The 24,298-nt window shown below is 55.1% G+C and carries 25 protein-coding genes; 12 read left to right on the top strand and 13 right to left on the bottom strand.

Features of this window, described 5'->3' with window-relative positions:
* Positions 1 to 795: a 2-oxo-tetronate isomerase gene (gene otnI, locus HOY33_RS12175; RefSeq protein ID WP_172290485.1), complete on the top strand. Its 795-nt coding sequence runs from the start codon at positions 1 to 3 to the stop codon at positions 793 to 795.
* Between the two features lie 302 nt (positions 796 to 1,097).
* Entirely contained in the window at positions 1,098 to 2,456 is a 1,359-nt protein-coding gene (locus HOY33_RS12170; RefSeq protein WP_172290484.1) for a GntP family transporter, read from the top strand.
* A 54-nt stretch (positions 2,457 to 2,510) separates the two neighbouring features.
* Here HOY33_RS12170 and HOY33_RS12165 read toward each other — a convergent pair whose 3' ends face one another.
* From HOY33_RS12165 to HOY33_RS12140, 6 genes are all read right to left on the bottom strand, one after another.
* Entirely contained in the window at positions 2,511 to 3,698 is a 1,188-nt protein-coding gene (locus HOY33_RS12165; protein ID WP_172290483.1) for a PLP-dependent aminotransferase family protein, read from the bottom strand.
* Between the two features lie 52 nt (positions 3,699 to 3,750).
* Entirely contained in the window at positions 3,751 to 4,488 is a 738-nt protein-coding gene (gene livF, locus HOY33_RS12160) for a high-affinity branched-chain amino acid ABC transporter ATP-binding protein LivF (RefSeq protein WP_172290482.1), read from the bottom strand.
* Entirely contained in the window at positions 4,457 to 5,227 is a 771-nt protein-coding gene (gene livG / locus HOY33_RS12155; RefSeq protein WP_172290481.1) for a high-affinity branched-chain amino acid ABC transporter ATP-binding protein LivG, read from the bottom strand. The genes livF and livG overlap by 32 nt, the downstream gene beginning before the upstream one ends.
* Positions 5,224 to 6,495, bottom strand: a complete 1,272-nt coding sequence (locus tag HOY33_RS12150) for a high-affinity branched-chain amino acid ABC transporter permease LivM (RefSeq protein ID WP_172290480.1) — start codon at positions 6,493 to 6,495, stop codon at positions 5,224 to 5,226. Before HOY33_RS12150 ends, livG begins: the two co-directional genes overlap by 4 nt.
* Positions 6,492 to 7,418 carry a high-affinity branched-chain amino acid ABC transporter permease LivH gene (gene livH / locus HOY33_RS12145; RefSeq protein ID WP_172290479.1) on the bottom strand — a complete coding sequence of 309 codons (927 nt, stop codon included), beginning with the start codon at positions 7,416 to 7,418 and terminating at the stop codon, positions 6,492 to 6,494. Before livH ends, HOY33_RS12150 begins: the two co-directional genes overlap by 4 nt.
* A 78-nt stretch (positions 7,419 to 7,496) precedes the next feature.
* On the bottom strand, positions 7,497 to 8,609 hold the full coding sequence (locus tag HOY33_RS12140) for a branched-chain amino acid ABC transporter substrate-binding protein (RefSeq protein ID WP_172290478.1): 1,113 nt from the start codon (positions 8,607 to 8,609) through the stop codon (positions 7,497 to 7,499).
* 357 nt (positions 8,610 to 8,966) lie between these two features.
* Between HOY33_RS12140 and panM the strand changes: the two genes are divergently transcribed.
* Entirely contained in the window at positions 8,967 to 9,374 is a 408-nt protein-coding gene (gene panM / locus HOY33_RS12135; RefSeq protein WP_172290477.1) for an aspartate 1-decarboxylase autocleavage activator PanM, read from the top strand.
* A 79-nt stretch (positions 9,375 to 9,453) separates the two neighbouring features.
* On the opposite strand, the gene rpoH is transcribed toward panM, so the two are convergent.
* The 4 genes from rpoH to ftsY form a co-directional block, all read right to left on the bottom strand.
* Positions 9,454 to 10,311, bottom strand: a complete 858-nt coding sequence (rpoH, locus tag HOY33_RS12130; protein ID WP_172290476.1) for an RNA polymerase sigma factor RpoH — start codon at positions 10,309 to 10,311, stop codon at positions 9,454 to 9,456.
* A 311-nt stretch (positions 10,312 to 10,622) separates the two neighbouring features.
* Entirely contained in the window at positions 10,623 to 11,591 is a 969-nt protein-coding gene (gene ftsX, locus HOY33_RS12125; protein WP_172290475.1) for a permease-like cell division protein FtsX, read from the bottom strand.
* Positions 11,581 to 12,252 carry a cell division ATP-binding protein FtsE gene (ftsE, locus tag HOY33_RS12120; RefSeq protein WP_172290474.1) on the bottom strand — a complete coding sequence of 224 codons (672 nt, stop codon included), beginning with the start codon at positions 12,250 to 12,252 and terminating at the stop codon, positions 11,581 to 11,583. Before ftsE ends, ftsX begins: the two co-directional genes overlap by 11 nt.
* A gap of 5 nt (positions 12,253 to 12,257) precedes the next feature.
* A complete protein-coding gene (gene ftsY / locus HOY33_RS12115; RefSeq protein WP_172290473.1) occupies positions 12,258 to 13,586 on the bottom strand; it encodes a signal recognition particle-docking protein FtsY in 1,329 nt (442 codons plus the stop codon).
* A gap of 297 nt (positions 13,587 to 13,883) precedes the next feature.
* Between ftsY and rsmD the strand changes: the two genes are divergently transcribed.
* Both rsmD and HOY33_RS12105 read left to right on the top strand, forming a co-directional pair.
* Entirely contained in the window at positions 13,884 to 14,480 is a 597-nt protein-coding gene (rsmD, locus tag HOY33_RS12110) for a 16S rRNA (guanine(966)-N(2))-methyltransferase (RefSeq protein WP_172290472.1), read from the top strand.
* The gene (locus tag HOY33_RS12105; protein ID WP_172290655.1) at positions 14,480 to 14,755 is read left to right on the top strand and encodes a DUF1145 family protein; all 276 of its coding nucleotides are present in this window, start codon (positions 14,480 to 14,482) and stop codon (positions 14,753 to 14,755) included. The genes rsmD and HOY33_RS12105 overlap by 1 nt, the downstream gene beginning before the upstream one ends.
* A 3-nt stretch (positions 14,756 to 14,758) precedes the next feature.
* Here HOY33_RS12105 and HOY33_RS12100 read toward each other — a convergent pair whose 3' ends face one another.
* Positions 14,759 to 15,118: a DUF2500 domain-containing protein gene (locus HOY33_RS12100; protein WP_172290471.1), complete on the bottom strand. Its 360-nt coding sequence runs from the start codon at positions 15,116 to 15,118 to the stop codon at positions 14,759 to 14,761.
* A 3-nt stretch (positions 15,119 to 15,121) separates the two neighbouring features.
* Positions 15,122 to 15,442: a DUF1820 family protein gene (locus HOY33_RS12095; RefSeq protein WP_172290470.1), complete on the bottom strand. Its 321-nt coding sequence runs from the start codon at positions 15,440 to 15,442 to the stop codon at positions 15,122 to 15,124.
* A 243-nt stretch (positions 15,443 to 15,685) separates the two neighbouring features.
* Here HOY33_RS12095 and HOY33_RS12090 point away from each other — a divergent pair, with 243 nt between their 5' ends.
* Both HOY33_RS12090 and HOY33_RS12085 read left to right on the top strand, forming a co-directional pair.
* Positions 15,686 to 16,315 (top strand): lysoplasmalogenase, encoded by a 630-nt coding sequence (locus HOY33_RS12090; RefSeq protein WP_172290469.1) that lies wholly within the window; start codon positions 15,686 to 15,688, stop codon positions 16,313 to 16,315.
* 90 nt (positions 16,316 to 16,405) lie between these two features.
* A complete protein-coding gene (locus tag HOY33_RS12085; RefSeq protein ID WP_172290468.1) occupies positions 16,406 to 18,703 on the top strand; it encodes a zinc/cadmium/mercury/lead-transporting ATPase in 2,298 nt (765 codons plus the stop codon).
* Positions 18,704 to 18,732: 29 nt separating this feature from the next.
* Here HOY33_RS12085 and tusA read toward each other — a convergent pair whose 3' ends face one another.
* Complete coding sequence (gene tusA / locus HOY33_RS12080) at positions 18,733 to 18,984, bottom strand: sulfurtransferase TusA (RefSeq protein ID WP_172290467.1); 252 nt, start codon at positions 18,982 to 18,984, stop codon at positions 18,733 to 18,735.
* A 291-nt stretch (positions 18,985 to 19,275) separates the two neighbouring features.
* Here tusA and HOY33_RS12075 point away from each other — a divergent pair, with 291 nt between their 5' ends.
* The 5 genes from HOY33_RS12075 to pfkA all read left to right on the top strand — a co-directional run bounded on the left by HOY33_RS12075 (position 19,276) and on the right by pfkA (position 24,139).
* Positions 19,276 to 19,953 carry a 7-cyano-7-deazaguanine/7-aminomethyl-7-deazaguanine transporter gene (locus HOY33_RS12075; RefSeq protein ID WP_172290466.1) on the top strand — a complete coding sequence of 226 codons (678 nt, stop codon included), beginning with the start codon at positions 19,276 to 19,278 and terminating at the stop codon, positions 19,951 to 19,953.
* 126 nt (positions 19,954 to 20,079) lie between these two features.
* The gene (locus HOY33_RS12070) at positions 20,080 to 20,646 is read left to right on the top strand and encodes a DcrB family lipoprotein (RefSeq protein ID WP_172290465.1); all 567 of its coding nucleotides are present in this window, start codon (positions 20,080 to 20,082) and stop codon (positions 20,644 to 20,646) included.
* A 194-nt stretch (positions 20,647 to 20,840) separates the two neighbouring features.
* Entirely contained in the window at positions 20,841 to 22,028 is a 1,188-nt protein-coding gene (locus tag HOY33_RS12065; RefSeq protein WP_172290464.1) for a sugar transporter, read from the top strand.
* Positions 22,029 to 22,055: 27 nt separating this feature from the next.
* On the top strand, positions 22,056 to 22,958 hold the full coding sequence (gene fieF / locus HOY33_RS12060) for a CDF family cation-efflux transporter FieF (protein ID WP_172290463.1): 903 nt from the start codon (positions 22,056 to 22,058) through the stop codon (positions 22,956 to 22,958).
* Positions 22,959 to 23,176: 218 nt separating this feature from the next.
* Positions 23,177 to 24,139: a 6-phosphofructokinase gene (pfkA, locus tag HOY33_RS12055; protein WP_172290462.1), complete on the top strand. Its 963-nt coding sequence runs from the start codon at positions 23,177 to 23,179 to the stop codon at positions 24,137 to 24,139.
* Positions 24,140 to 24,298: the final 159 nt, after the last annotated feature.

Raw genomic sequence — 24,298 nt, 5'->3', positions numbered from 1 at the left:
ATGCCTAAATTTGCTGCCAACCTTTCCATGCTGTTCACGGAAGTGCCGTTTCTCGATCGTTTCAAAGCCGCCGCCGATGCCGGTTTTGAGGCCGTCGAATACCTGTTTCCCTATGAATACCCGGCTTCGCTGCTGGCGGAAAAACTACGGGAAAACGGCCTCACGCAGGTGTTATTCAATACCGCGCCCGGCAATATCGCGGCGGGAGAGTGGGGCGTCGCCGCGCTGCCCGACCGCATTGACGATGCCCGCCGGGATATCGACGCTGCGCTGGACTATGCGCTGGCGCTGAACTGTCCGTCGGTGCTGGTGATGGCGGGAGTAGTGCCTGTCGGCGCCGATCGCGCCGCCTATCAGCAAACGTTTATCGATAACCTGCGCTACGCCGCTGATAAATTTGCGCCGCATGGCATCAACATCATGATTGAGGCGTTAAGCGCGAAGGTGAAGCCGCATTATCTGTTTTCCAGTCAGTATCAGGCGTTGGAATTGGCGAACCTGATCGATCGGCCGAACGTCTATATCCAACTGGATTTTTTCCACGCGCAAATTGTGGACGGCAACCTGACGCAAATTATTCACGATCTTCAGGGGCGCGTCGGGCATATTCAAGTTGCTTCGGTTCCCTCCCGGAATGAACCCGACGACGAGGAAATTAATTATCCGTTCCTGTTTGCAACGCTGGACGACGTAAATTATTCCGGCTGGATTGGATGTGAATATAACCCGCGAGGTAAAACCGAAGCGGGGTTGAGTTGGGTGAAACCCTGGCTGAAGAGGAAAAATAACCTATAACCTTGGATTATATTTATACCCGTCATTTTTCAAGTCGCAGGTGCGTTGGCTGGTCAAATTCGTTCCCGACGAATTTGTCGCTCGGTTACCGCCTTTCTGCATCTCGAAATCTATTGGGTATATATCGGCGCCAGAGACGCGTTTATTAAAAAACGAGAAAAGACCGAGTTTCCCTATTATTTCAATACGGAAACAAGGACGTCTTTTTCTTTAAATAACGAATAAATACCCGATAGATTTCACAGCGCAGTCAATATTCCTGCAATGTGAAAGATAACGGATATATTGACGAGATCATAAATATGTCCACCTCGCTATTACTTTGTATCGCCATTGCCGGGGTATTATTGCTGCTCCTGATGGTCATTAAATTAAAAATACAACCGTTTGTCGCGTTGCTGGTCGTGAGTTTATTGGTCGCGTTGGCGACCGGTATTCCGACCGGCGAAGTCATGAAAGTCGTGACCTCCGGCATGGGCGGTATTCTAGGTTCGGTGACGATTATTATTGGTCTCGGCGCCATGTTGGGTAGAATGATCGAGGTCTCCGGCGGCGCCGAATCACTGGCCCGGCGTTTCGCCCAGTTAATGGGGCCGGGATTAATGGTGGCCGCATTGACTATCGCCGCCTTTATTCTGGGGATCCCGGTCTTTTTTGATGTCGGGTTTATTATTCTCGCCCCGATTATTTATGGCTTTGCGAAAGTCGCCAAAGTGTCGCCGATTAAATTCGGTCTGCCGGTCGCCGGGGTGATGCTGACGGTTCACGTCGCCCTGCCGCCGCATCCCGGCCCGGTGGCGGCGGCAGGTTTATTGAATGCGGATATTGGCTGGCTGACGATGATCGGCCTGCTGGTCTCCATTCCCGTCGGCATCATCAGTTATTGGGTCGCCAAAGGGCTCAATCGGCGTAACTATGCGCTATCCGTTGACGTGCTGGAGCAGTTGCAGTTGGCAAAACCGGAGGAGACCACGCCGAACGCGTCACCCTCTTCCACGCCGCCGGCCGGATTGATCGCCGCGCTGATCGTCATTCCTATTCTGATCATTATGCTTGGCACCGTTTCCGCCACCATCCTGCCAGCGGGCCACGCGGTGCGCGACGTTATGTCGCTGGTCGGCTCGCCGGCGGTGGCGTTGCTGATTGCGCTGGCGCTGGCCTTCTGGCTGATTGCCCTGCGTCGCGGCTGGTCGCTGGAAAAAGCCAGCGGCGTTATGGGCGACGCCATGCCTGCCGCGGCGATGGTCATCATGGTGACCGGCGCGGGCGGAGTTTTCGGTAAAGTGCTGGTGGAATCCGGCATCGGCAAAGCGCTGGCGGATACCCTGACCAGCATCCACTTGCCGCTGGTGCCGGCCGCATTCATTCTTTCGCTGGCGCTGCGCGCCTCACAGGGCTCGGCCACTGTCGCCATTCTCACCACCTGCGGCCTGCTGAGCGAAGCCGTCAGCGGATTAAGCCAGATGCAACTGGTGCTGGTGACGCTGTCGGCCTGTTTCGGCGGGTTGGGACTCTCGCACGTCAATGATTCCGGCTTCTGGATTGTGACCAAATATCTTGGCCTGTCCGTTGCCGACGGGCTGAGAACCTGGACGGTGCTGACGACCGTGCTCGGTCTGGCCGGTTTTATCTTTACCTGGGCGCTGTGGCTGATTATCTGATCGCGCCGTTTCCCGCATCCGCCGTTGATCCGGCGGATGCGGGGCGCGTCGCCGTTACAGCGCGCGGCGCAGCCGTGCTATCGCCTCATGCATCTGCTCTGGCGTCGCGGTCGCAAAGGAGAAGCGCAGCGTCGAATAGTCCGGCGCGTCAGGGAAGAAGAACTCGCCCGGCACGAACACCACGCCCTGTTTCAGCGTCTGCTTCAGCCAGTCGGTGGTATTGAAGGTGTGGCGAAATTTCGCCCACAGGAACATCCCGCCCTTGGGCGGGTTAAAGGTCATCACCTCGCCCAACTCCGCCGCCACCAGGCCGGACAACAGCTCGCTTTTTTCCTTGTAGGCATGGCGGATTTTTTCAATCTGCGCATCCAGACGCCCCAACCCCAGATAACATTCCGCCACGGTCTGCGACAGCGAACTGGCGTGCAGATCCGCGGCCTGTTTAATAATCGCCACCTTGTGCAGCAGCCAGTCCGGCAGGATCGCCCAGCCGAGGCGCAGGCCGGGCGCCAGGATCTTTGAAAACGTCGAGGTGTAAAGCACGTATTCCGTGCTGCCAAGCTCCTCCTGAGCCAGTTGGAACAGCGTTGGGTGGCGTTCTTCGGTAAAGCGTAATTCGCCGTACGGGTCGTCTTCGATAATGACGAAACCATAACGCTCCGCCAGCGCGATCAGCTGTTTACGGCGCGCGTAGCTCAGGGTGACGCCGCTGGGATTACCGAAATTCGGCACGATATATACGCCTTTGATGCGCTGTTTCTGCAACAAGGCTTCCAGTTCATCCACCACCATGCCGTGTTCGTCCGAGGCCACCGACATCACCTGCGCCTGCGCCAGCTCAAGCGTTTGCAAAGCGGCAAGGTAGGTAGGGCGCTCAACGACAAAGACGTCGCCGGGATCGATCATCGCACGCATGATTAAATCCAGCGCCTGCTGTGAACCCGCCGTCACCACCATGTCTTGCGCCTGCGTTTTCACGCCGCGCGCCGCGCAAAGATCGGCAATGCGTTCACGCAATAGGTGGCTGCCTTCGGTTAATCCATACTGGAAAGCCGTTTTCGGCTGCTCGGTAATGGCCAACTGCGTCGCCTGATTCAGGCCGTCGAAATCAAACAGCGCGTCGGACGGGATGCCGCCCGCCAGCGAGATAATATTGTCCATCTTGCTATGCTTAAGCAATTCGCGAATAGCGGAGCTTTTCAACTGCGCGATGCGTTGCGCCAGTAACCCTTCAGTAGCCATTTATCTTCTTATACCTTTATTGAGCAGGCCGGGTTCATCGGCCTGCTAGCCATCAACCGCCCAGATAGGCTGAACGTACCGCTTCATTCGCCAGTAATGCCGCACCGGTATCTTCCAGCACCACATGGCCGTTTTCCAGCACATAACCGCGATCGGCCAGCCGCAATGCCTGATTGGCGTTTTGCTCCACCAGGAAAATGGTCATGCCTTCTTCACGCAGCTGCGCGATGGTGTCAAAAATTTGCAGGATGATAATCGGCGCCAGCCCCAGCGATGGTTCGTCCAGCAGCAATAAGCGCGGCTGGCTCATCAGCGCCCGGCCGATCGCCAGCATCTGCTGCTCGCCGCCGGACATGGTGCCGGCCCGCTGAGCGCGACGCTCGAACAGGCGCGGAAACAGTTCGTAGACCCGTTCGATTCTTTGCTGATACTGGTCACGCGCGGCAAAAAATCCGCCCATCGCCAGGTTCTCTTCCACCGTCATGCGGGAAAATACGCGGCGGCCTTCGGGAACAATGGCGATCGCCTCACGCATAATCTGCGCGGTTTGCCAGTGGGTGATGTCTTTCCCATCAAAGGTGATGGTGCCTTCCGTCGCGCGCGGATCGCCGCATAGCGTACCCAGCAGCGTGGTTTTACCGGCGCCGTTGGCGCCGATAAGCGTAACGATTTCGCCTTGCTCAATATGCAGGCTAACCTGATGCAGCGCCTGAATTTTACCGTAATGGGCCGAAACCTGATTTAATGACAACATAACCTTATCCTTCCCCCAGATACGCACGGATAACATCCGGGTTATTACGAATTTCAGCCGGGGTTCCGTGAGCCAGCGGGGTGCCTTGATTGACGACGTAAATCCGATCGGAAATCCCCATCACCAGCTTCATGTCATGCTCAATCAACAACACCGAAACCTGATGACTATCGCGCAGTTCGGCGATCAACAGGTCCAGCTCTTCGGTTTCTTTTGGATTCAGACCGGCGGCGGGTTCATCCAGCATCAGCAGTTCGGGCCGGGTGACCATGCAGCGGGCGATTTCCAGCCGACGCTGTTGACCGTAGGCCAGGTTGCCGGCCTGACGGTTCGCCAGTTCAAGCAAACCCACACGCTCCAGCCAGACCGCGGCGCGATCCTGCGCATCGGCTTCCGCGCGGCGGAACGCCGGCGTCTTCAGCAACCCGGCGAATACGCCGCTTTTAAGGTGCTGATGCTGGGCGACCAGCAGGTTTTCTATCACCGTCATTTCACGGAATAAACGCACGTGCTGAAAGGTCCGCACTACCCCCATACGGGCGATTTTTTGTCCGGACAATCCTTCCAGATGCCGATCGCGCAGCATGATCGTGCCGCCCGTGGGACGATAAAATCCGGTAAGGCAGTTGAATACCGTGGTTTTCCCCGCCCCGTTCGGGCCGATCAGAGAAACGATTTCGCCCGCATGAATATCCAGTTCAACGTTGTTGACCGCCAGCAGGCCGCCGAAACGCATCATCAGGCCTCTGACCGATAATAATGGCTGCGTACTCATGCCTGCTCTTCCTTTTTACTGACTTTCAGCTTCATCTGCGGACGCTTCATCGGCAGCAAACCTTGCGGACGCCAAATCATCATTAACACCATCAGCGCGCCCAGCAGCAACATGCTGTATTCATTCAGATCGCGCATCAGCTCCCGGGAAACCACCAACAGTATCGCCGCCAGGATCACCGCAAATTGCGATCCCATGCCGCCCAGCACCACAATCGCCAGCACAAAGGCCGACTCCACGAAGGTAAATGATTCCGGGCTGACAAACCCCTGACGCGCGGCGAACAGCGTACCGGCAAACCCGGCGAACGCGGCGCTGATGGTAAACGCCGTCAGTTTGATTCTGGTCGGGCTCAGGCCCAGCGAACGGCAGGCGATTTCATCATCGCGCAACGCTTCCCAGGCCCGCCCCAGCGGCATACGCAACAGGCGGTTAATCACAAACAGCGTTAATACCACCAGCAGCAGCGCCACCAGATAAAGGAAAATGATGCGATCGCTGGGGTCGTATTTCAGACCGAAGAAGTTATGGAAGGTATCCCAGCCGTCGCGCGCGCTGCGGCTGAACTCCAGGCCAAAGAGCGTCGGTTTTGGAATTTGGCTGATGCCGTTCGGACCACCGGTGATTTCGGTATTGTTCAGCAGCAGAATTCGGACAATTTCGCCAAACCCCAGCGTAACAATCGCCAGATAATCACCCCGCAGGCGCAACACCGGGAAGCCAAGCAGGAAGCCGGACAGGGCGGCCGTCATGCCTGCCAGCGGCAGGCTTTCCCAGAAACCTAAACCGTAATAGTGGTTCAGCAAGGCGTAGGTATAGGCGCCGATGGCGTAAAAGCCGCCATAGCCCAAAACCAGCAGGCCGGACAGCCCGACCACCACGTTAAGCCCCAGCCCCAGCATCACGTAGATCAACGTAAGGGTAGCAATATCCACCGTTCCGCGCGACACCAGAAACGGCCAGGAGACGGCGGCGATAATCAATGCCGCCGCCAGCAATTTTTGCCGCGGCGTACTGCCGTCGAAGCTCGGCAACACCAAGGACGGGCCGGAAAATTTTTTCAGACTTTGCTGGAAGAACGGGCGGATAAGCTGGAAGAAGAACACCACCACGCAGCCCGCGCCGATCCAATACCAGCGAACCTGATCGGCTCCGCGAACCACCAGCCTGGTGCCATCCAGCTCCAGTTGCATGCCCATGATAAAGGCGGCCAACACCAGCAGCATAAACGCCGAGACGAATGCATTGATAAGATTGAGCTGCTTCATACCTTCTCAACCTCCGGACGACCCAGAATGCCGGTAGGCATCACCAGCAGCACCACGATCAATAATGCGAACGACACCGCATCTTTGTATTCCGTGCTCAGATAAGCCGAGGTCAGCGCTTCCGCCACGCCCAGAATCAGCCCGCCGATCATGGCGCCGGGAATGCTGCCGATGCCGCCCAGCACCGCCGCCGTAAAGGCTTTCATGCCCGCCATAAAGCCGATGTAGGGGTTAATCACGCCATAGAACTGCCCCAGCAGCACCCCGGCGACCGCCGCCATCAGCGCGCCGATCACAAAGGTCAGGGAAATCACCCGGTCAGTGCTGATGCCCAGCAGGCTGGCCATTTTCAGATCTTCGGCGCAGGCGCGACAGGCGCGCCCCATGCGGGAATAACGAATAAACAGCGTCAGCGCCAACATGGCGAGGAAAGTCACGATCCAGATAATCAACTGCATGGCGCCGATCGTCGCGGCAAAGCCGTTGCTTTCGCCCAGCGTCCATTGCCCGGTGACCAGACTGGGCAGCGCTACGTCGCGTGAACCCTGATTCAGGCTGACGTAGTTTTGCAGGAAAATAGACATCCCAATGGCGGAAATCAGGGCGATAAGGCGTTTGGAGGTTCGCACCGGCCGATAGGCGACGCGTTCGATGCTCCAGCCATAGGCGCTGGAAATCACCACGGCGGCGATAAAGGCCACGCCGATTAATAACCAGCCCGCATCAATACCCATCATCATCAGGGCGGCGATAACGATAAAAGAGACATAGCTACCGATCATATAAACTTCGCCGTGGGCAAAGTTAATCATGCCGATAATGCCGTAAACCATGGTGTAGCCAATGGCGATCAGCGCATACGTGCTGCCCAACGTCAGACCGTTGAACATCTGCTGAGAGAAATAGAGGAACTGCTCGGACATACCTTAACCTTAAATGCCGCCCCCGCGTCTTGCGATCGCGGGGGCAACGGTATTGAGGGATTAATACAGATGCAGGGATTACTTCACGACGCTGGAAGTACCGTCTGCATGCCACTCAAATACGCCAAACTCAAACCCTTTCAGGTCGCCTTTTGCGTCCCAGCTTAATGGTCCCATAACGGTATCAACGGGTTTTGCTTTCAGATCGCTCACCAGTTCTTCCGGTTCCATGCTGCCGCTGCGCTGCATGGCGGTCGTCAGGGACTGCAATGCGGCATAGGTCGTCCAGACGAACGGGCCTGTCGGATCCAGCTTTTTCGCCTTCAGCGCATCAACAACCGGCTGGTTGGCCGGCACCTGATCGTAACGCTTGGGCAGCGTGACCAGCATGCCTTCCGATGCGCCGCCCGCGATATTGGACAGCGAAGAGTTGCCTACCCCCTCCGGCCCCATAAATTTGGTGGTCATGCCGGCCTGACGTGCCTGACGCAGAATCTGTCCCATTTCCGGGTAGTATCCGCCGAAATAAACGAAGTCCACGTTTTCTTTCTTCAACCGGGCAACCAGGGTTGAGAAATCTTTGTCGCCCGCCGTCACACCTTCAAACAGAACAATATTCGCGCCTGCTTGTTTCAGGCTATCCTGAACGGAGCGAGCCAGTCCTTCGCCGTATTGCTGTTTATCATGCACAACGGCGATACGCTGGGGTTTGATGGTTTCGACAATGTATTTCGCCGCGGTGGGACCCTGATCGGAATCCAGTCCTGTGGTACGCAGCACCATATTGTAGCCGCGTGTGGTCAGGTCGGCGTTGGTGGCGGCGGGCGTAATCATAATCACGCCTTCTTCTTCGTAAATATCGGATGCGGGCTGCGTGGAGGAAGAACAAAGATGACCAATCACATAACGAATACCGTCGTTAATGACCTTGTTGGCGACGGCAACGGCCTGTTTCGGGTCGCATGCGTCATCATATTCAACGCCAACCAATTTATTGCCGTTCACGCCGCCTTTGGCATTGATATCGGCAATGGCCTGGCGCGCGCCGATGAACTCCATATCGCCATACTGCGCTACCGGGCCGGACATCGCGCCGACAACCGCCACCTTGATATCCGCGGCGTTCGCTGTCTGGCTCAAGGCGATAGCCATGCATCCCATCAGCAATACTTTACCTTTACTAAATTTCATTCGTGTTACCCCATTTTTCATTATGGATATTGCCGAAAATTGACCGCCCAGTGTCATACCAAGCTTTTTTCTTATACATAAGAACAGCTTAGGTTTATTATTAGTAATGAATTCTAATAAGGCTTTATTTTTCATATTATTAAACAGGAATATTATGCTGCAAATCAACTTCCATTGTCAGAAACAAACGATGTGGTCAGCATAAAACACTAGCCTTAAAAGTCAGTGTTTAATTTATATATAGTCAGTTATGCTGCTTTACGCCTTAATTGTTGATGTATTACTCGGGAAATAAGTGAAGAGAAAAACATTTTCCCTGTTACATTATTCTTCACTCATTTGATGGAGTGCTAGTAAATGAAACTGACCGTTGAGTGTCTTACAGAATTCAGCCACCAGGATAAAATTGATCTGGCTAAAATCTGGCCGCATCAGAACCTCGATCTGCTGCAAGCGGAACTGGCGCCGGATCGTCGTTTATTTGCCGCCCGCTTTAACGATCGGCTGCTGGCGGGGGTAATGGTGGAAATCAAAGGGGAATACGCTCAACTGAGCGATCTTGTGGTGCGCGTAGAGACCCGGCGACGCGGGGTGGGGCTATATCTCATCGAAGAGGTGCTCAGGCAATTACCCGATATCAACGAGTGTTGGCTGGCAACCGCCGATCATGCCACGGTTAATGAGTCGGTGCTGGGGAGATTCATGATTAGCTGCGGTTTCTCACCGGTATCCGGCGGCTGGCGCTATATCCGCAAGCAGAATTAAAAAATTTCCGAGAGAAATTTTCAACGTAAAAACAAAACGGCCGGGCAATGCCCGGCCGTGGAAATGTTGCTGCTTTCGCTTAGGCTTCAATCGCCACGCGCAGCTTTTTCATCGCATTCTTTTCCAACTGCCGTACCCGTTCTGCGGATACGCCATACTGGTCAGCCAATTCCTGCAACGTTGACTTGTTGTCATCGTCCAGCCAGCGTGCGCGAATAATGTGCTGGCTGCGCTCATCCAATCCTTCCAGCGCATAGGTGAGCTTATCCGCCGCATGGTTTTCCCAGTTATCTTCTTCAATGCCATCGGCAAAGTCGGACGATTTATCCTGCAAATAAAGCATCGGCGACATGGCTTTGCCATCATGAGTGTCCTCATCCGGCGTCGGATCAAAAGTCATATCCTGCGCCGCCATGCGGGATTCCATCTCACGCACGTCTTTGCTGGTTACCCCAAGCTCACGCGCCACCAGTTCGACTTCGTCCTGATTAAACCAGCCAAGGCGTTTTTTCGATTTTCTCAGGTTAAAGAACAATTTACGCTGAGCTTTGGTGGTCGCGACTTTCACAATACGCCAGTTACGCAGCACATATTCGTGAATTTCGGCTTTAATCCAGTGCACGGCAAAGGAAACCAGACGAACGCCCACTTCAGGGTTAAAGCGACGCACCGCCTTCATCAGGCCGATGTTCCCTTCCTGAATCAGGTCCGCCTGAGGCAGGCCGTAGCCGGAATAATTACGGGCAACATGAATAACAAAACGCAGATGCGAAAGAATAAGCTGCTTGGCAGCGTCCAGGTCGCTCTGATAATGCAGTCGTTCAGCCAGAGCCCGCTCTTCCTCCGCCGTCAGCATCGGATAGGCATTGGCGGCTCTAATGTAACCTTCCAGACTGCCTTGGGAAACTAAGGTGAAAGTTTGCATATCTTTGGTCATTCAACCCCTCTCATTACTGCTCTGTATGCGATGCTTCCGAAGAAGACCGCTCATGCGATAGTCACAGATAAATCGCGATATTAACATCGCCTCAGGCTGCCGTTATTTCGGCAACCCGGCAAAATAACCTTCTTTATTCAGACTGTGATTTCGTTCACAAGTTCCTCTATTTTTATCCATTTTATTTAACATATCAAGACGAATAACAGAGGAAAACCTGTGACGACGGCGGTGAAAGAAACGTAGCGGCTGAGGGTTTTTCCCCTGTGCTCACAGCCTGAATCACAGGGGAAGAGTATAGCAAAAAAAGATTACTGTGGTGTAAAACGGCGTAAATGTTGAACCGTTGCCAGCCAGGCGGCCAGCCAGCCAATCATCGCCGCGATAAGCAACAGCAGCAGGGACTCATCCCAACTCAACCCTTTTACCGTAAACGTGGTGCCGAACACCGACGCCACCTGAGTGACGACCGAACTGAGTTTCCACACCAGCGCCTGCGACAGAATCAGCGACAGTACCGCGCCGCCAAATCCCATGACCGCGCCGCCATTCAGAAACGGCCGCAGGATAAAACCATCCGTCGCGCCAATCAGCTTCATGACGTTAATGGTTTCCCGGCGGCTGAAAATATTCAGCCGGACGCTGTTGCCGATCACCAGGAAGACCGCGATGATCATCAGGATGCCGATGGTCGCCGAAATTTGCCCGACCAGACTGGTTAACGCCACCAGCCGTGCAAACCAACTGTCGTCCATGCGCACTTCATCCACGCCTTGCGTGGCCGCAACCCGATCGCGCAGCGTGGTAAGCGTGTCGGCGCTCTGGAAGTTCATTTTCGGGGTGATAATGGCAACCGCCGGCAACGGATTCTCTTCCAGCATATCCAGCGCGCCGCCAAAGCCAGACCAGTTACGGAACTCGCCCATCGCCTCATTGCGCGACAGATAATTAACCTTTTCGACCCCGTCTTCCGACTGAAGCTGGACGATCACCGTCTGGGCGGCATTGTCATCCAGGGATTTATCCAGATAGACGGTTAACTGCGGCGTGGGATACCATTGCGCTGCGGCCTGATTGACGTTTTTCCACACCAGATAGCAAATGCTCGGCAACGCCAGGGAAATCGCAATCACCATCACGGTCAACAGCGTCGCCAGCGGCTGACGCAGCATATCGGCCAGCGTATTCATCCAAGCGTAACGCCACTGTTCCTGCCAGCCGCCGCGCAACGACTTGGCTTTCGAACCGGGTTTTTTCACATTACGGCTGTTATTCGCCATGATGGTTTCCCCCAATCATGCGTCCATCGGACAGCGTCAGGACCCGGTAATTACGCCGGGATATCAGCCCGGTGTCATGGGTTGCCATCAATACCGTTACCCCCACCCGGTTGAACTCTTCAAACAGGCGCAAAATACCTTCGGACAACACGTCATCCAGATTACCGGTTGGCTCATCCGCCAGCAAAACGGCGGGTTTATTGACCACCGCCCGCGCAATGCCGACTCGCTGCTGCTCACCGCCGGAAAGCTGGATGGGATAGTTTCTGGCTTTATCCAACAGACCGACTTTGTCCAGCGCCGCCGACACCCGACGGCGGATATCTTCGCTGCTGGCGCCGGCGATGATCAGCGGCATCGCCACATTGTCATAAACGGTGCGTTCCATCAGCAGATGGTGATCCTGAAAGATCATGCCGATCTGGCGGCGCAGAAAGGGCACTTCACGCTTTTTTAAGCGACTGATATTGTGCCCGCCAAACAGAATCTGCCCTGCGCTGGGACGTTCAATGCCGCAAATCAGTTTCAGCAGGGTGCTTTTCCCCGCGCCAGAATGACCGGTCAGAAAGGCCATCTCTGCCGGGCGCAGATGAAAATCCACCCCCTGCAAGGCTTGACGTCCACCGAGATAGGCTTTACTGACTTGTTCAAAACGAATCATCCGTTTTAATCCTCTCGGGCAAAAAGTGCCTCAATAAAATCGTCGGCTTTAAATGGCCGTAAATCTTCGATACCTTCTCCTACCCCAATATAGCGGATAGGAATACCAAACTGGTCGGCGATGGCGAAAATCACCCCGCCTTTTGCGGTGCCATCAAGTTTGGTCAGCGCGATCCCCGTCAGCCCGACGGCCTCGTTGAACAGCTTAGCCTGACTCACCGCGTTCTGTCCGGTGCTGGCGTCCAGCGTCAGCATCACTTCATGCGGCGCATCGTTGTCCAGCTTTTTCATCACGCGGACGATTTTCTTCAATTCTTCCATCAAATGGGCTTTGTTCTGCAAACGGCCGGCGGTGTCCGCAATCAACACATCCACGCCGCGGGACTTGGCGGCCTGGATGGCGTCGAAAATCACCGACGCCGAGTCGGCCCCGGTATGTTGCGCCACCACCGTCACATTGTTGCGCTGGCCCCACACCTGAAGCTGTTCGACCGCCGCGGCGCGGAAGGTATCGCCCGCCGCCAGCATGACCGATTTGCCCTGAGCCTGAAACTGCCGCGCCATTTTGCCAATCGTCGTGGTTTTACCCACGCCGTTGACGCCGACCATCAGGATCACGTAAGGCGTTTTGCCTTCGATATTCAGCGGTTCATCAACCTTGGCAAGGATGGCCGCCATTTCTTCTTTCAGCTTAACAACCAGCGTCTCAGCATCTTTCAGCTGTCTGCGGTTGGCGTGTTCCGTCAGGCTGGCAATGATCTTTCGCGAGGTTTCGACGCCGACGTCGGCAATCAGCAACTGTTCCTCCAGTTCCTCAAACAGATCGTCGTCGATTTTCTTGCCACGAAACAATCCGATAAATCCGGAACCCAGATTCTGGCGGGTTTTCACCAGGCTGCGTTTCAGGCGGGCAAAGAAGCCTTCTTTGGTCGGACGCTCCTGTTCGTGCGTCACCGGCGCGGCGTCATCGGACTGAAGCTCATCCGGCTCGGCTTCAACCAACCGATCGGGCTGCGCGGCGATCGCTTCAACTCCCAACGGTTCGGTATTCGTTACCGTCTCCGCCGCCGGCGCGGTTTCCAGCGTCAGTTCTTCCGCTTCCGCAGGCGCCTCTTCCGGCAATTCCCGCACGGTAGGTATTTCGGCGGGCGGAATGGGCGCTTCACCGGATGCCGTTTCGCGGTCAACGCCCTGATGTGCTGCTGTATCGGCGACCGGATCCGCCGCTGACGTATCCGGCATTTCAGATTTATCTTGCGGTTGCTCTTTTGGTTCTTCTTCCTGTCGGCCTAACCCCAGCCAGGAAAAAAAACCGCGCTTCTTTTCTTTTGTCATGTTGCAATCGCGCTCCACGCCGTCTGCTGCGGCGAATAAATATTGGAAATCAAAGAAACTTTGTGATTATAAACAGGTTACCCATAAACCACGAGTTTACCACTTTCCTGTCGACAGCAACACGCGGCCGGCGAGGACATCTCGGTAACCAGGTATGTCAAAGCGGCAATTTGCGCCCCCGCGGCATGTCGGCGCCATGTTTGACATTCCCTCCGTACTGAACCGCCGTTAGAATAGCGCCTAAATTTCCCCGAAAGTGCCGACAGGTTGTCCGGCACGGCAATTACAACGTGAGCTATGGCTAAAAAAAACGCATCGTCAGCCGCCGGACAGATCCGAATCATCGGTGGTCAGTGGCGCGGCAGAAAACTTCCGGTTCCCGATAGCCCGGGCTTGCGGCCCACCGCCGATCGGGTGCGCGAAACGCTGTTCAACTGGCTGGCGCCGGTTATCCAGGAGTCCCGCTGCCTCGACTGCTTTGCGGGCAGCGGGGCTTTGGGGTTGGAGGCGTTATCGCGTTATGCCGCCCATGCCACGCTGTTGGAGGCCGAGCGCGGCGTGGCGCGGCAATTAACGCAAAATCTGACGTTGCTCCGGGCAGAAAATGCGCAGGTGGTTAATACTGATACCCTGCGCTGGCTGGCTCAGGCGGGGGAGCCGTTTGACGTGGTCTTTCTCGATCCGCCGTTCCGCAAGGATTTATTGAATGACGCGTTATCGCTGCTGGAACAGCAAGGATGGCTTGCGCCGGAGGCGTGGATCTATGTGGAAACCGAGGCGGAAAACAGGCAGTTGGCGATCCCGGACAACTGGCTGCCGCACCGCGAAAAAATCGCCGGTCAGGTAGCGTATCGTTTATATATCCGCCAAGAGAAAACAAGGGGAACGCAGTGATATGGATTAATCTGGGCCGATTATTGATGCTGGGCGTGTGGGGATTTCTGGTACTTAATCTGTTCCATCCTTTCCCCCGGCCGCTGAATATTTTTATGACGGTGGCGATGGTGTTCACCATCCTGATGCATGGTTTTCAACTGCTGCTGTTGAAGTCCAGCCAGCCGAAGGGAAATCCGCCGTTGAGTCCCGCCCTTCAGGCGCGTATTTTCCTATTTGGCGTATTTGAACTGCTCGCCTGGCAGAAAAAACAGCCTAAACCGTCCGGGAAATAATCATTATGTCAGACGGGGCGTAAAGCCGACGAAGCGGGTGCCTTTTACCTGCAACATGCCCCGCATGCCTTTATCCAACTGATGATAGTCCGACGCGCTGAGCCGGAGCGTGATGTCGGCGCCACCCTGTAGCGGACGAAACGTGGCCTCATAACGCCACGCTTCCGGCATCATCACCTGATGTTCACGGGAACGGCTGCGGGAGCGAAGAAATTCACGTTTGGTTTTCACCTCCGTCAACAGAGTTCGCAGCGGCGCGGCATCATTCAATGCCTCCTGATTGCGCTGGCGCCGATATTGGCGCCATGCCAGCGTCAGGATCAGCGCGACGGCCAGCAGCAGAAGCGGCGGGAGTTCACGCATTCGTCAGGTTTTTTTGCCCGGAAGGTAAGGAAAATGCGTGACGTTATCGCCCAGCTCGGAAATGCGGGCGCTGCCCTTTTCCGTTACCGCGTCAATACGGATCACCGCTTGCAAAGGAATAAAGCTGCGGCTGACGCCTGAAAATTCGGTTTTCAGTTTTTCTGTGGAAGGGTCGACCAGTAACGTTGATTGGCTATCGAATACGAAGTCAGCAATTTCAATAAAACCAAACAGGTTGCTTGGCACCAACTCACGCACATAAAGCTGATAGTTTTTACCGTTATTCATGAACTGAATACGATAAAGTGCGGATTCATTGCTCATTCGACCAAACTCTCCTTCAAGATAATCACGTGCGCCAATCAGCGGTTCAAACGGGTCGATAACATAGCATGAAGCACCGGTATGCGCATCAGTCCGGCCCGATGTTGTTTATCCCCATGACAATCTCCTACACTGAATGAATAAAGGCATGGATGCGGCGACAGAATGAATTACTCAGGAAGAGATAACACTGATTCCGGGACGCCTGGTTCCGGCTTGTCTACTACAAAATAAGGACAATTTATGCTTTGGTCGTTTATTGCCGTGCTCTTTTCCGGCTGGCTGTACGTTGACGCCAGCTACCGTGGGCCGGTGTGGCAGCGCTGGCTGTTCAAACCCGTTACCCTGTTGTTACTGCTGGCGCTGGCCTGGCAAACGCCGATACTGAGTGCGCCGGGCTATCTGATCGTTATCGGGCTGCTGGCCTCGCTGGTTGCCGATACCTTGCTGCTATTGCCGACACAGCGGATCCTCTATGCGTTCGGCGCCTACTTTCTCTCTCATCTGCTGTATACGGTGAGTTTTTTCACCGGCCAGATGACGCTCACGTTTTTCTGGCCGCTGGCGCTGGCGCTGATCATTCTGGCCGCCGTGTTGATGGTGATTATCTGGAGCCGCCTGGACGCGCAGCGCTGGCCGGTATGCGCGTTTATCATTATGACCGCCCTGATGGTCTGGATTGCCGGCGAGCGTTACTTTGCTCTCGGAACGGACTATAACTTCTCGTTGCTGGCGGGCAGCGCGTTGCTGTTTATCGCCCATGCGGCCTGGCTTATTCACCATTACCGCATTAATTTTCGCGCCCATCAGGCCATTGTGGCGGCCTGTTATTTCGGCGGCCATTTCTTAATCGTTCGTTCGCTGTATTTTTAATGCCGGCGGGTAGGTGAAACGCTGGATTAGCCTGATATGACGGTGTAAAGTTTCCGATGAGAATCACTATCATCAACACGGGAGGAAGATATGCATTCTCATCAGCACCATCATCCCAGCGCGGGGAAAGCCGCCTGCTGCCATGAACATGCCCGTCAATCATCAGGCGCGGAAAAAAACTGCTGTTCGGTAAAACATACTGCGGCTGCCGTCGCCGATACCGGCCGCGGCCCGGATCAAAGCCTGTCGGAAAGCGGCGATAATGCCGATTCCGACGACCCCGACGGCGACCGACCTTCGTTGCATCAGCGGTTTAGCTGGAAAATCAGCGGAATGGACTGCCCCGGATGCGCGCGTAAAATTGAAAACGCAGTAAGAAAACTTACCGGAATAGAGCAGGCCAGAGTGCTGTTCGCAACCGAAAAACTGGTTGTCGATGCCCGTGACGATGTCCGGACACAGGTACGACATGCCGTTGGTCAGATCGGCTTTACTTTGCAGGATATCGCGCCGCAAACTCCCCTTTCTCCTGATTCACGTCGTTTTGTCGATGAGTACGGCTTTCTGGCGCTTTTTGCATCGCTGACGGCGGCCAGTTGGGGTCTCTCGCTGGTGAGCGTGTCAGGCGGCCAAATTGCGTTTATCGCCACCACCGTGGTCGGACTCATTCCGATCCTGAAAAAATCGCTACAGCTTATCCGCTCGGGTACGCCTTTCGCGATTGAAACATTAATGAGCGTGGCCTCTGTCGGCGCGTTGCTGATCGGCGCCACCACGGAAGCCACGGTTATTTTGTTGCTGTTTATGCTGGGCGAACAGTTGGAATCTTATGCGGCCAACCGTGCGCGGCGCGGCGTGACCGCGCTAATGGCGCTGCTCCCCGAAGACGCCACGGTGATCAGAAATGAACGGCGTGTTCGGGTGTCCGTCGCCAGCCTGTCTCCCGGCGATGTGATTGAAGTCGCTCCCGGCGGTCGGCTGCCGGCCGATGCGCAACTGCTCACATCGGAAGCCAGTTTTGATGAAAGTGCGTTGACCGGGGAGTCGGTTCCCGTTGAACGGGAGCAGGGCGATAAGGTGGCGGCGGGTAGCCTGTGTGTCGACCGGATGGCGCAGTTGCGGGTGGTTTCTCAGCCGGGCAATAGCGCGATTGACCGCATTTTGCAATTGATAGAAGAAGCGGAAGAGCGTCGGGCGCCGATAGAGCGTTTCCTCGACCGTTTCAGCCGTTATTACACCCCGGCCATCATGCTGCTGTCGTTGCTGGTTATTCTGATACCGCCCTTATTACTGGCGCAACTCTGGCAGGAGTGGATTTACCGCGGGTTGACGCTGTTGCTGATTGGCTGTCCCTGCGCGCTGGTGATTTCCACGCCGGCCGCGATCACCTCCGGTTTGGCGGCGGCTACCCGTCAGGGGGCGCTGATTAAGGGCGGCGCGGCGTTGGAATCGCTGGGCGGCATCCGTACCGTCGCTTTTGATAAAACCGGCACCTTAACCGAAGGCAGGCCGCAGGTTACCGATATTTTACCCGCGACAGGCATCAGCAAGACGTCATTGCTGGCGCGTACCGCCGCCGTGGAATCAGGATCGCACCATCCGCTGGCGAAAGCCATCGTGCAACGGGCGCTGGCGGCGAGCGCGTTTCTGCCCGTCGCGGACAACCGCCGGACGCTGGCGGGCGTCGGCGTCGAGGGCATGATTGCGGGTAAACGTCTTCAGGTCAGTTCGCCGGCCAAGCTGGCGGCGGGGACGCTGAATACGGACTGGCAACAACGCGTTGACGCATTGGAGCAGGAAGGAAAAACCGTGGTGGTTGTGCAGCAAGACGGCAGCGTGCTTGGTTTGCTGGCGCTGCGGGATACGCTGCGCCATGATGCCGTATCCGCGCTGGGCAGACTACAGGCGCTGAATATCCGTTGCATTATGCTGACGGGCGATAACCCCAGGGCGGCGGCCGCTATCGCCGGCGAGTTGGGGATTGATTACCGGGCCGGTTTGCTGCCTGCCGATAAGGTCAGGGCGGTCAGCGAACTTAATCGGCAGCAGCCAACGGCGATGGTGGGGGATGGCATCAACGATGCGCCGGCGATGAAAGCGGCGACCATCGGTATTGCCATGGGCAGCGGCACTGACGTGGCGCTGGAAACGGCCGACGCCGCGCTAACCCACAGTCGTCTGGACGGATTGGCGGTCATGATCCGGCTGTCGAGGGCGACATATCATAATATTCGCCAGAACATTGCTCTCGCTCTGGGGCTGAAAGCGTTGTTTCTGATCACCAGCATCATGGGGATTACCGGCCTGTGGCTGGCGGTGTTGGCGGACTCCGGCGCCACGGCGCTGGTCACGCTCAATGCGCTCCGGTTGCTCAGAAGGCAGGATTAATCAGGATCTGACGCCCTGCCGGCGGGGCGTTATGCGTTACCGCCTTTGCGCAGTAAATAACGATAGGGTAACTGCCCGGTCACCTGCGCTAAGAGATCATGTTCCATATAGCGGCAGAAACCGGGAATATCACGCAGCGTTGCGGGATCGTCGGCAATAACCAGTAACGTTTGTCCGGTTTCCATCTGGCGTACCGTTTTGCGCACCATCATCACCGGTTCGGGGCAGCGCAGTCCCTGGGCATCAAGGGTTTTATCGGGATTGGCAAAAGGATCGGTCATCAACGTTCTCTGTAATGAATGGCAATAAGGAAAACCGCCTTAGTTTACGCTGGGGATTTCTCGACGCAAGTCACGACAACGTTTGCGCAAAAAACAACCATTGCATTGCCGGCATAAATGCGTATTATGCGCCCGCGCCGCATAAAAAAACGCCAGGAGCGTTTTTCAACGCCGCTTGCGGCGGCCCTCATGGGTGGCGGGCAGGGATAGCCCGCCATAAAAAAACGCCAGGAGCGTTTTTCAACGTTATTTTTTGGGTTCCCTCACCCCAATAACCAAAAAGGTCACATTATGTATCGTTTTACTCCCCGACAGCGGCTGACGGCGCTGGTTTGGCTTTCGTTATTCCACATTCTGATCATTACTTCCAGTAATTATCTGGTGCAGCTCCCGGTATCGATTTTCGGTTTTCATACCACCTGGGGGGCTTTCACCTTTCCGTTTATTTTTCTGGCGACCGATCTGACCGTGCGGATTTTCGGCGCGCCGCTGGCGCGTCGTATCATTCTGACCGTAATGGTGCCCGCATTGCTGATTTCCTATTGGGTTTCAGCCCTGTTTTATCAGGGAGAGTGGCAGTCATTCGCTTCGCTCGGGCAGCTCAATATCGTGGTGGCCCGCATCGCCTGCGCCAGCTTTATGGCGTACGTATTGGGGCAGATTTTGGATGTTCACGTTTTCAACCGGTTGCGTCAGCGCAACGCCTGGTGGGTGGCGCCGGCGGTATCCACCGTATTTGGCAACTTCAGTGATACGCTGGCCTTTTTCTTTATTGCATTTTACCGCAGCACCGATCCCTTTATGGCCGCGAACTGGGTTGAAATCGCGCTGGTGGACTATACTTTCAAGCTGTTGATCAGCTTGCTTTTCTTCCTGCCTATGTATGGGATTATGCTGAATATGGTGCTGAAACGCCTGAGTGAACTGCCGCTCGGCGGCGCTTATCAGTCCGCGGCAAGCCGTCGCTAGGTATTTTGTCGCCACTGTTCCGTATGGTCGGGTTTATGGCTTGTGACAACAAACTGCTTGTTTTGCCGACCGAATAGCGTGCGATAATGTTTTTCATCTGTTCTAACCAAAGAGAAAGGGAACCCTATGCCGAATGTAGTGAAATACCTCGCAATGAGTGCGTTGGTTGTCATGCTCGCCGCCTGTGACGGCAAAACGGAAGACGTCGCGAAAACACCGGCACAGGACACGCCGGCGGCGGAAGCGTCAGCCGGTCAGCACATCGAACTGCTGTCCGGCAAGGTCACCTTTACCCTGCCGGCCGATATGAAAGACCAAAGCGGTAAGCTGGGTACACAGACCAATAATATGCACGTTTATGCCAATGAGAGCGGGCAAAAAGCGGCGATCGTGATTTTGGGCGACAATACCACTGAAGAGCTGACCGTGCTGACCCAGCGTCTGGAAGACCAGCAGCGTACGCGCGACGCCAATCTTCAGGTGGTGACCAATAAAACCATTGAGGTGGACGGGCAGAAATTGCAGCAGTTGGACAGCATCATTACCAGTAGCGGCCAGCAGGCCTATTCGTCCGTTGTGCTGGGTAAGGTGGCCGATCATCTGTTGACGCTGCAAATTACGCTCCCGGCGGATAACCAGCAGCAGGCCCAGAGTGAAGCGGAAAGCATCATTCATACGTTGAAACTACAGTAATATGAGGCCCCAGACGCGGGTATCTCGCGTCTGGGGCGCAGTGTTTGGATAGTTAGGAAAAACCGACGGTGGATTTCAGTTTTACACTTTTGCACCTTAGCGTCATACTTTCCCATTAGTCTTGGCGCTCCGCGTAATCCCCTCACCGAGCCGATTTGCGCATTCTTTTATTTTAACTTTCGATATCAACATAAATGACCCGTTCTCCCAGATCGATCGCTTGGTTGCGAGTTGTCAGCCTTTCCCTGGCTGCATTCATTTTCAATACCGCCGAATTTGCCCCCGTCGCCTTGCTGTCCGATATCGCCGCCAGCTTTTCGATGAACGCTGCGCAGGTGGGACTCATCATTACTATCTATGCCTGGGTCGTCGGGCTGATGTCGTTGCCCTGTATGTTGCTTTCCAGCAATATGGAACGCAGGCGCCTGCTGATTAAAATTTTTATTCTGTTTGCGGTCAGTAATCTGCTATCCGCTTTGGCGTGGAATTTTTGGATCCTGGTGATCTCCCGCATTGGCGTGGCGTTGGCTCACGCGGTTTTCTGGTCGATCACGGCGTCTTTAGCGGTGCGTCTGGCGCCCAAGGATAAAAAGGCGCAGGCGTTGAGTTTGCTGGCTACCGGAACCGCGCTGGCTATGGTTCTGGGCTTGCCGCTAGGGCGGGTGATTGGTCAGTATTTGGGGTGGCGGATCACGTTTGCGCTGATTGGCGTTGTCGCCGGCGTGATTATGCTGGTCATGATGAAACTGTTGCCTGAACTCCCCAGCAGTCACGCCGGATCGTTAAAAAGCCTGCCTGAGCTGCTTAAACGGCCCGCGCTGCTCTGCGTTTATGGTTTAACCGTCGTGGTTGTCACCGCGCATTTTACCGCTTACAGCTACATCGAACCCTTTGTGCAAAAGGTGGCGTTGATGAGCGATGAATTTATTACCGCACTGTTGCTTTTATTCGGTGGCGCCGGGATTATCGGCAGCATACTATTCAGCCAATACAGCAACAAATATCCTTCGGGTTTTATGATTTCGGCTATCGCGCTGTTGTCGCTATGCCTGCTGCTGCTGTTGCCGCTGTCATTCAGCAGCGCCAGCCTGTCGCTGGTATGTTGCGCCTGGGGCGCGGCGATCATGGCGATAGGGCTGAGTATGCAGGTCAAAGTCCTGACGTTGGCCCCCGATGCGACCGATGTCGCCATGTCGCTGTTTTCCGGTATTTATAATATTGGCATCGGCGCTGGCGCGTTGCTCGGCAATCAGGTGATTACCCGCCTGAATCTGACGGAAATCGGGTTTATCGGCGCGGTGCTGGCGTTGATTGCGCTGGCGTGGTGTGTTTTTATCTTCAGGCGTTACGCTCAGGCTTTAAACAATACCGTGATGAACTGATATGTTCTTGTGTTAAGTGAGATCGTGATGAGTTCACAGTATGCACGTTTGGTGACGATGGCGGCGTTTGGCGCGACAACCGTAGCGCTTCTGTTGTTTATAATGAAAATGTTTGCCTGGTGGTACACCGGTTCGGTAAGTTTACTGGCATCGCTGGTGGACTCATTGGTCGATATCGGCGCATCGCTGGTGAATCTTCTGGTGGTTCGTTATTCGCTTCAGCCCGCCGATCCCGAACATACTTTCGGTCACGGAAAAGCGGAGTCGCTGGCTGCGCTGGCGCAGAGTATGTTCATTTCCGGTTCCGCCGTGTTCCTTATTTTGATGGGATTGCAACATACTCTCGCGCCTCAGACGCTGCATGCGCCGGAGGTGGGGATAGGCGTAACCGTTATTGCTTTAGTGTCGACCTTGTTGCTGGTGTCATTTCAGCGCTGGGTGGTCAAACGAACCTATAGTCAGGCGGTGCGGGCGGATATGCTTCACTACCAGTCCGACCTGTTGATGAATGGGGCGATTCTGCTGGCGCTGGTGTTAAGCTGGAAAGGCATCACCCATGCGGATGCGCTGTTTGCGTTGGGCATCGGTATCTATATTCTGTACAGTGCGTTACGTATGGGATACGAAGCGGTGCAGTCTTTGCTGGATCGCGCGTTGCCCAATGAGGAGCGCGAGGCGATCGTCAAGATTATATCGGGTTGGCCGGGCATCCGTGGCGCGCACGATTTACGCACCCGTCGCTCCGGGCCTACCCGGTTTATCCAGTTGCACCTGGAAATGGACGATTCATTGCCGCTGGTTGAATCGCATCAGATTGCCGACGACATAGAGCGAGCGCTGCTCAGTCGGTTTCCCGGTTCCGATATTATTATCCATCAGGATCCGGTTTCAACGGTGCCGGAAACGCAGCGAGGGCTATTGAATATATAGCCCGGTGATTGACTGATATTGCTTTTGGTCAATTTATGCTTAAAACGTGATGGCTGTGAAAAATTATTGCGCAATTTAGTCTGACCTGAATCAATTCAGCTATGGGTATTTGATATAATATGCCTACAAAAGATTAGGGTTGCCGTCGACTAAAAGGCGACGGCCGATATGTGATAGAAAAATCCTGCGAAATTACATCTACAAGTCCAGAGGTTGTCATGATTAAAAGAATTGGAGTGTTGACGAGCGGTGGTGATGCCCCAGGCATGAATGCGGCGATTCGTGGCGTGGTTCGTTGTGCACTGACAGAAGGGTTGGAAGTTTTTGGTATCTATGATGGCTATCTGGGGTTGTATGAGAATCGGATGGTTCAGTTGGATCGCTATAGCGTATCAGACATGATCAACCGCGGCGGTACTTTCCTCGGATCGGCGCGTTTCCCTGAATTCCGCGATGAAAAAGTGCGTGAAGTCGCCATTCAGAATATGAAAGCCCGGGGGATTGACGCACTGGTGGTTATCGGTGGCGATGGTTCCTACATGGGTGCCAAGCGTCTGACGGAAATGGGTTTTCCTTGCATCGGTTTACCCGGCACGATCGATAACGATGTCGCGGGTACTGACTACACCATCGGTTACTTCACCGCGCTGGAAACGGTGCTGGAGGCGATTGACCGCCTGCGTGATACCTCTTCATCACACCAGCGTATTTCCATTGTCGAAGTGATGGGGCGTCATTGCGGCGATTTAACGCTGGCCGCGGCGATTGCCGGCGGTTGTGAGTTTATCGTCCTGCCGGAAGTGGAATTTAGCCCGGAAGATCTGGTTCAGGAAATCAAGGTTGGGATCGAGAAGGGTAAAAAACACGCTATCGTGGCGATTACCGAGCACATTTGCAACATTGACGAACTGTCGAAATATATTGAGAAAGAAACCGGTCGCGAAACGCGCGCCACGGTGCTGGGGCATATTCAGCGCGGCGGTTCTCCGGTCGCCTACGATCGTATTCTGGCTTCCCGCATGGGCGCGTATTCCATTGACCTGCTGCTGCAAGGCTACGGCGGCCGCTGTGTCGGTATCCAGAATGAAAAGCTGGTGCACCACGACATCGTCGATGCCATCGAGAATATGAAGCGTCCTTTCAAGGGCGACTGGCTGGAAACGGCTAAGAAGCTGTTCTAAGCCCACAGCCTGAGTTCGCCTGCGCCGGACGCTGCCTGTCCCGCCTGCAAGGTGAAATTACCGTTTGTCGACCGACCCCCGTTTTTACGGGGGTTTTTTTTAACGATCGCAGACCGGCGACACCACGTCGGGATTGGGGAAGCCGGATCAATTGATTCT

Origin of the sequence: Brenneria sp. hezel4-2-4, assembly GCF_013155275.1 — a bacterium.
Lineage (GTDB): Bacteria > Pseudomonadota > Gammaproteobacteria > Enterobacterales > Enterobacteriaceae > Brenneria.
This window is presented reverse-complemented; position numbering and strand designations above follow the sequence as displayed.

What these genes read in the sequence shown, in the direction of transcription:
- otnI (WP_172290485.1), top strand. Translation starts at nt 1, where the DNA reads ATGCCTAAATTTGCTGCCAACCTTTCCATGCTGTTCACGGAAGTGCCG.
- HOY33_RS12170 (WP_172290484.1), top strand. Translation starts at nt 1,098, where the DNA reads ATGTCCACCTCGCTATTACTTTGTATCGCCATTGCCGGGGTATTATTG.
- HOY33_RS12165 (WP_172290483.1), bottom strand. Translation starts at nt 3,698, where the DNA reads ATGGCTACTGAAGGGTTACTGGCGCAACGCATCGCGCAGTTGAAAAGC.
- livF (WP_172290482.1), bottom strand. Translation starts at nt 4,488, where the DNA reads ATGTTATCCGTGCGTATCTGGGGGAAGGATAAGGTTATGTTGTCATTA.
- livG (WP_172290481.1), bottom strand. Translation starts at nt 5,227, where the DNA reads ATGAGTACGCAGCCATTATTATCGGTCAGAGGCCTGATGATGCGTTTC.
- HOY33_RS12150 (WP_172290480.1), bottom strand. Translation starts at nt 6,495, where the DNA reads ATGAAGCAGCTCAATCTTATCAATGCATTCGTCTCGGCGTTTATGCTG.
- livH (WP_172290479.1), bottom strand. Translation starts at nt 7,418, where the DNA reads ATGTCCGAGCAGTTCCTCTATTTCTCTCAGCAGATGTTCAACGGTCTG.
- HOY33_RS12140 (WP_172290478.1), bottom strand. Translation starts at nt 8,609, where the DNA reads ATGAAATTTAGTAAAGGTAAAGTATTGCTGATGGGATGCATGGCTATC.
- panM (WP_172290477.1), top strand. Translation starts at nt 8,967, where the DNA reads ATGAAACTGACCGTTGAGTGTCTTACAGAATTCAGCCACCAGGATAAA.
- rpoH (WP_172290476.1), bottom strand. Translation starts at nt 10,311, where the DNA reads ATGACCAAAGATATGCAAACTTTCACCTTAGTTTCCCAAGGCAGTCTG.
- ftsX (WP_172290475.1), bottom strand. Translation starts at nt 11,591, where the DNA reads ATGGCGAATAACAGCCGTAATGTGAAAAAACCCGGTTCGAAAGCCAAG.
- ftsE (WP_172290474.1), bottom strand. Translation starts at nt 12,252, where the DNA reads ATGATTCGTTTTGAACAAGTCAGTAAAGCCTATCTCGGTGGACGTCAA.
- ftsY (WP_172290473.1), bottom strand. Translation starts at nt 13,586, where the DNA reads ATGACAAAAGAAAAGAAGCGCGGTTTTTTTTCCTGGCTGGGGTTAGGC.
- rsmD (WP_172290472.1), top strand. Translation starts at nt 13,884, where the DNA reads ATGGCTAAAAAAAACGCATCGTCAGCCGCCGGACAGATCCGAATCATC.
- HOY33_RS12100 (WP_172290471.1), bottom strand. Translation starts at nt 15,118, where the DNA reads ATGCGTGAACTCCCGCCGCTTCTGCTGCTGGCCGTCGCGCTGATCCTG.
- HOY33_RS12095 (WP_172290470.1), bottom strand. Translation starts at nt 15,442, where the DNA reads ATGAGCAATGAATCCGCACTTTATCGTATTCAGTTCATGAATAACGGT.
- HOY33_RS12090 (WP_172290469.1), top strand. Translation starts at nt 15,686, where the DNA reads ATGCTTTGGTCGTTTATTGCCGTGCTCTTTTCCGGCTGGCTGTACGTT.
- HOY33_RS12085 (WP_172290468.1), top strand. Translation starts at nt 16,406, where the DNA reads ATGCATTCTCATCAGCACCATCATCCCAGCGCGGGGAAAGCCGCCTGC.
- tusA (WP_172290467.1), bottom strand. Translation starts at nt 18,984, where the DNA reads ATGACCGATCCTTTTGCCAATCCCGATAAAACCCTTGATGCCCAGGGA.
- HOY33_RS12075 (WP_172290466.1), top strand. Translation starts at nt 19,276, where the DNA reads ATGTATCGTTTTACTCCCCGACAGCGGCTGACGGCGCTGGTTTGGCTT.
- HOY33_RS12070 (WP_172290465.1), top strand. Translation starts at nt 20,080, where the DNA reads ATGCCGAATGTAGTGAAATACCTCGCAATGAGTGCGTTGGTTGTCATG.
- HOY33_RS12065 (WP_172290464.1), top strand. Translation starts at nt 20,841, where the DNA reads ATGACCCGTTCTCCCAGATCGATCGCTTGGTTGCGAGTTGTCAGCCTT.
- fieF (WP_172290463.1), top strand. Translation starts at nt 22,056, where the DNA reads ATGAGTTCACAGTATGCACGTTTGGTGACGATGGCGGCGTTTGGCGCG.
- pfkA (WP_172290462.1), top strand. Translation starts at nt 23,177, where the DNA reads ATGATTAAAAGAATTGGAGTGTTGACGAGCGGTGGTGATGCCCCAGGC.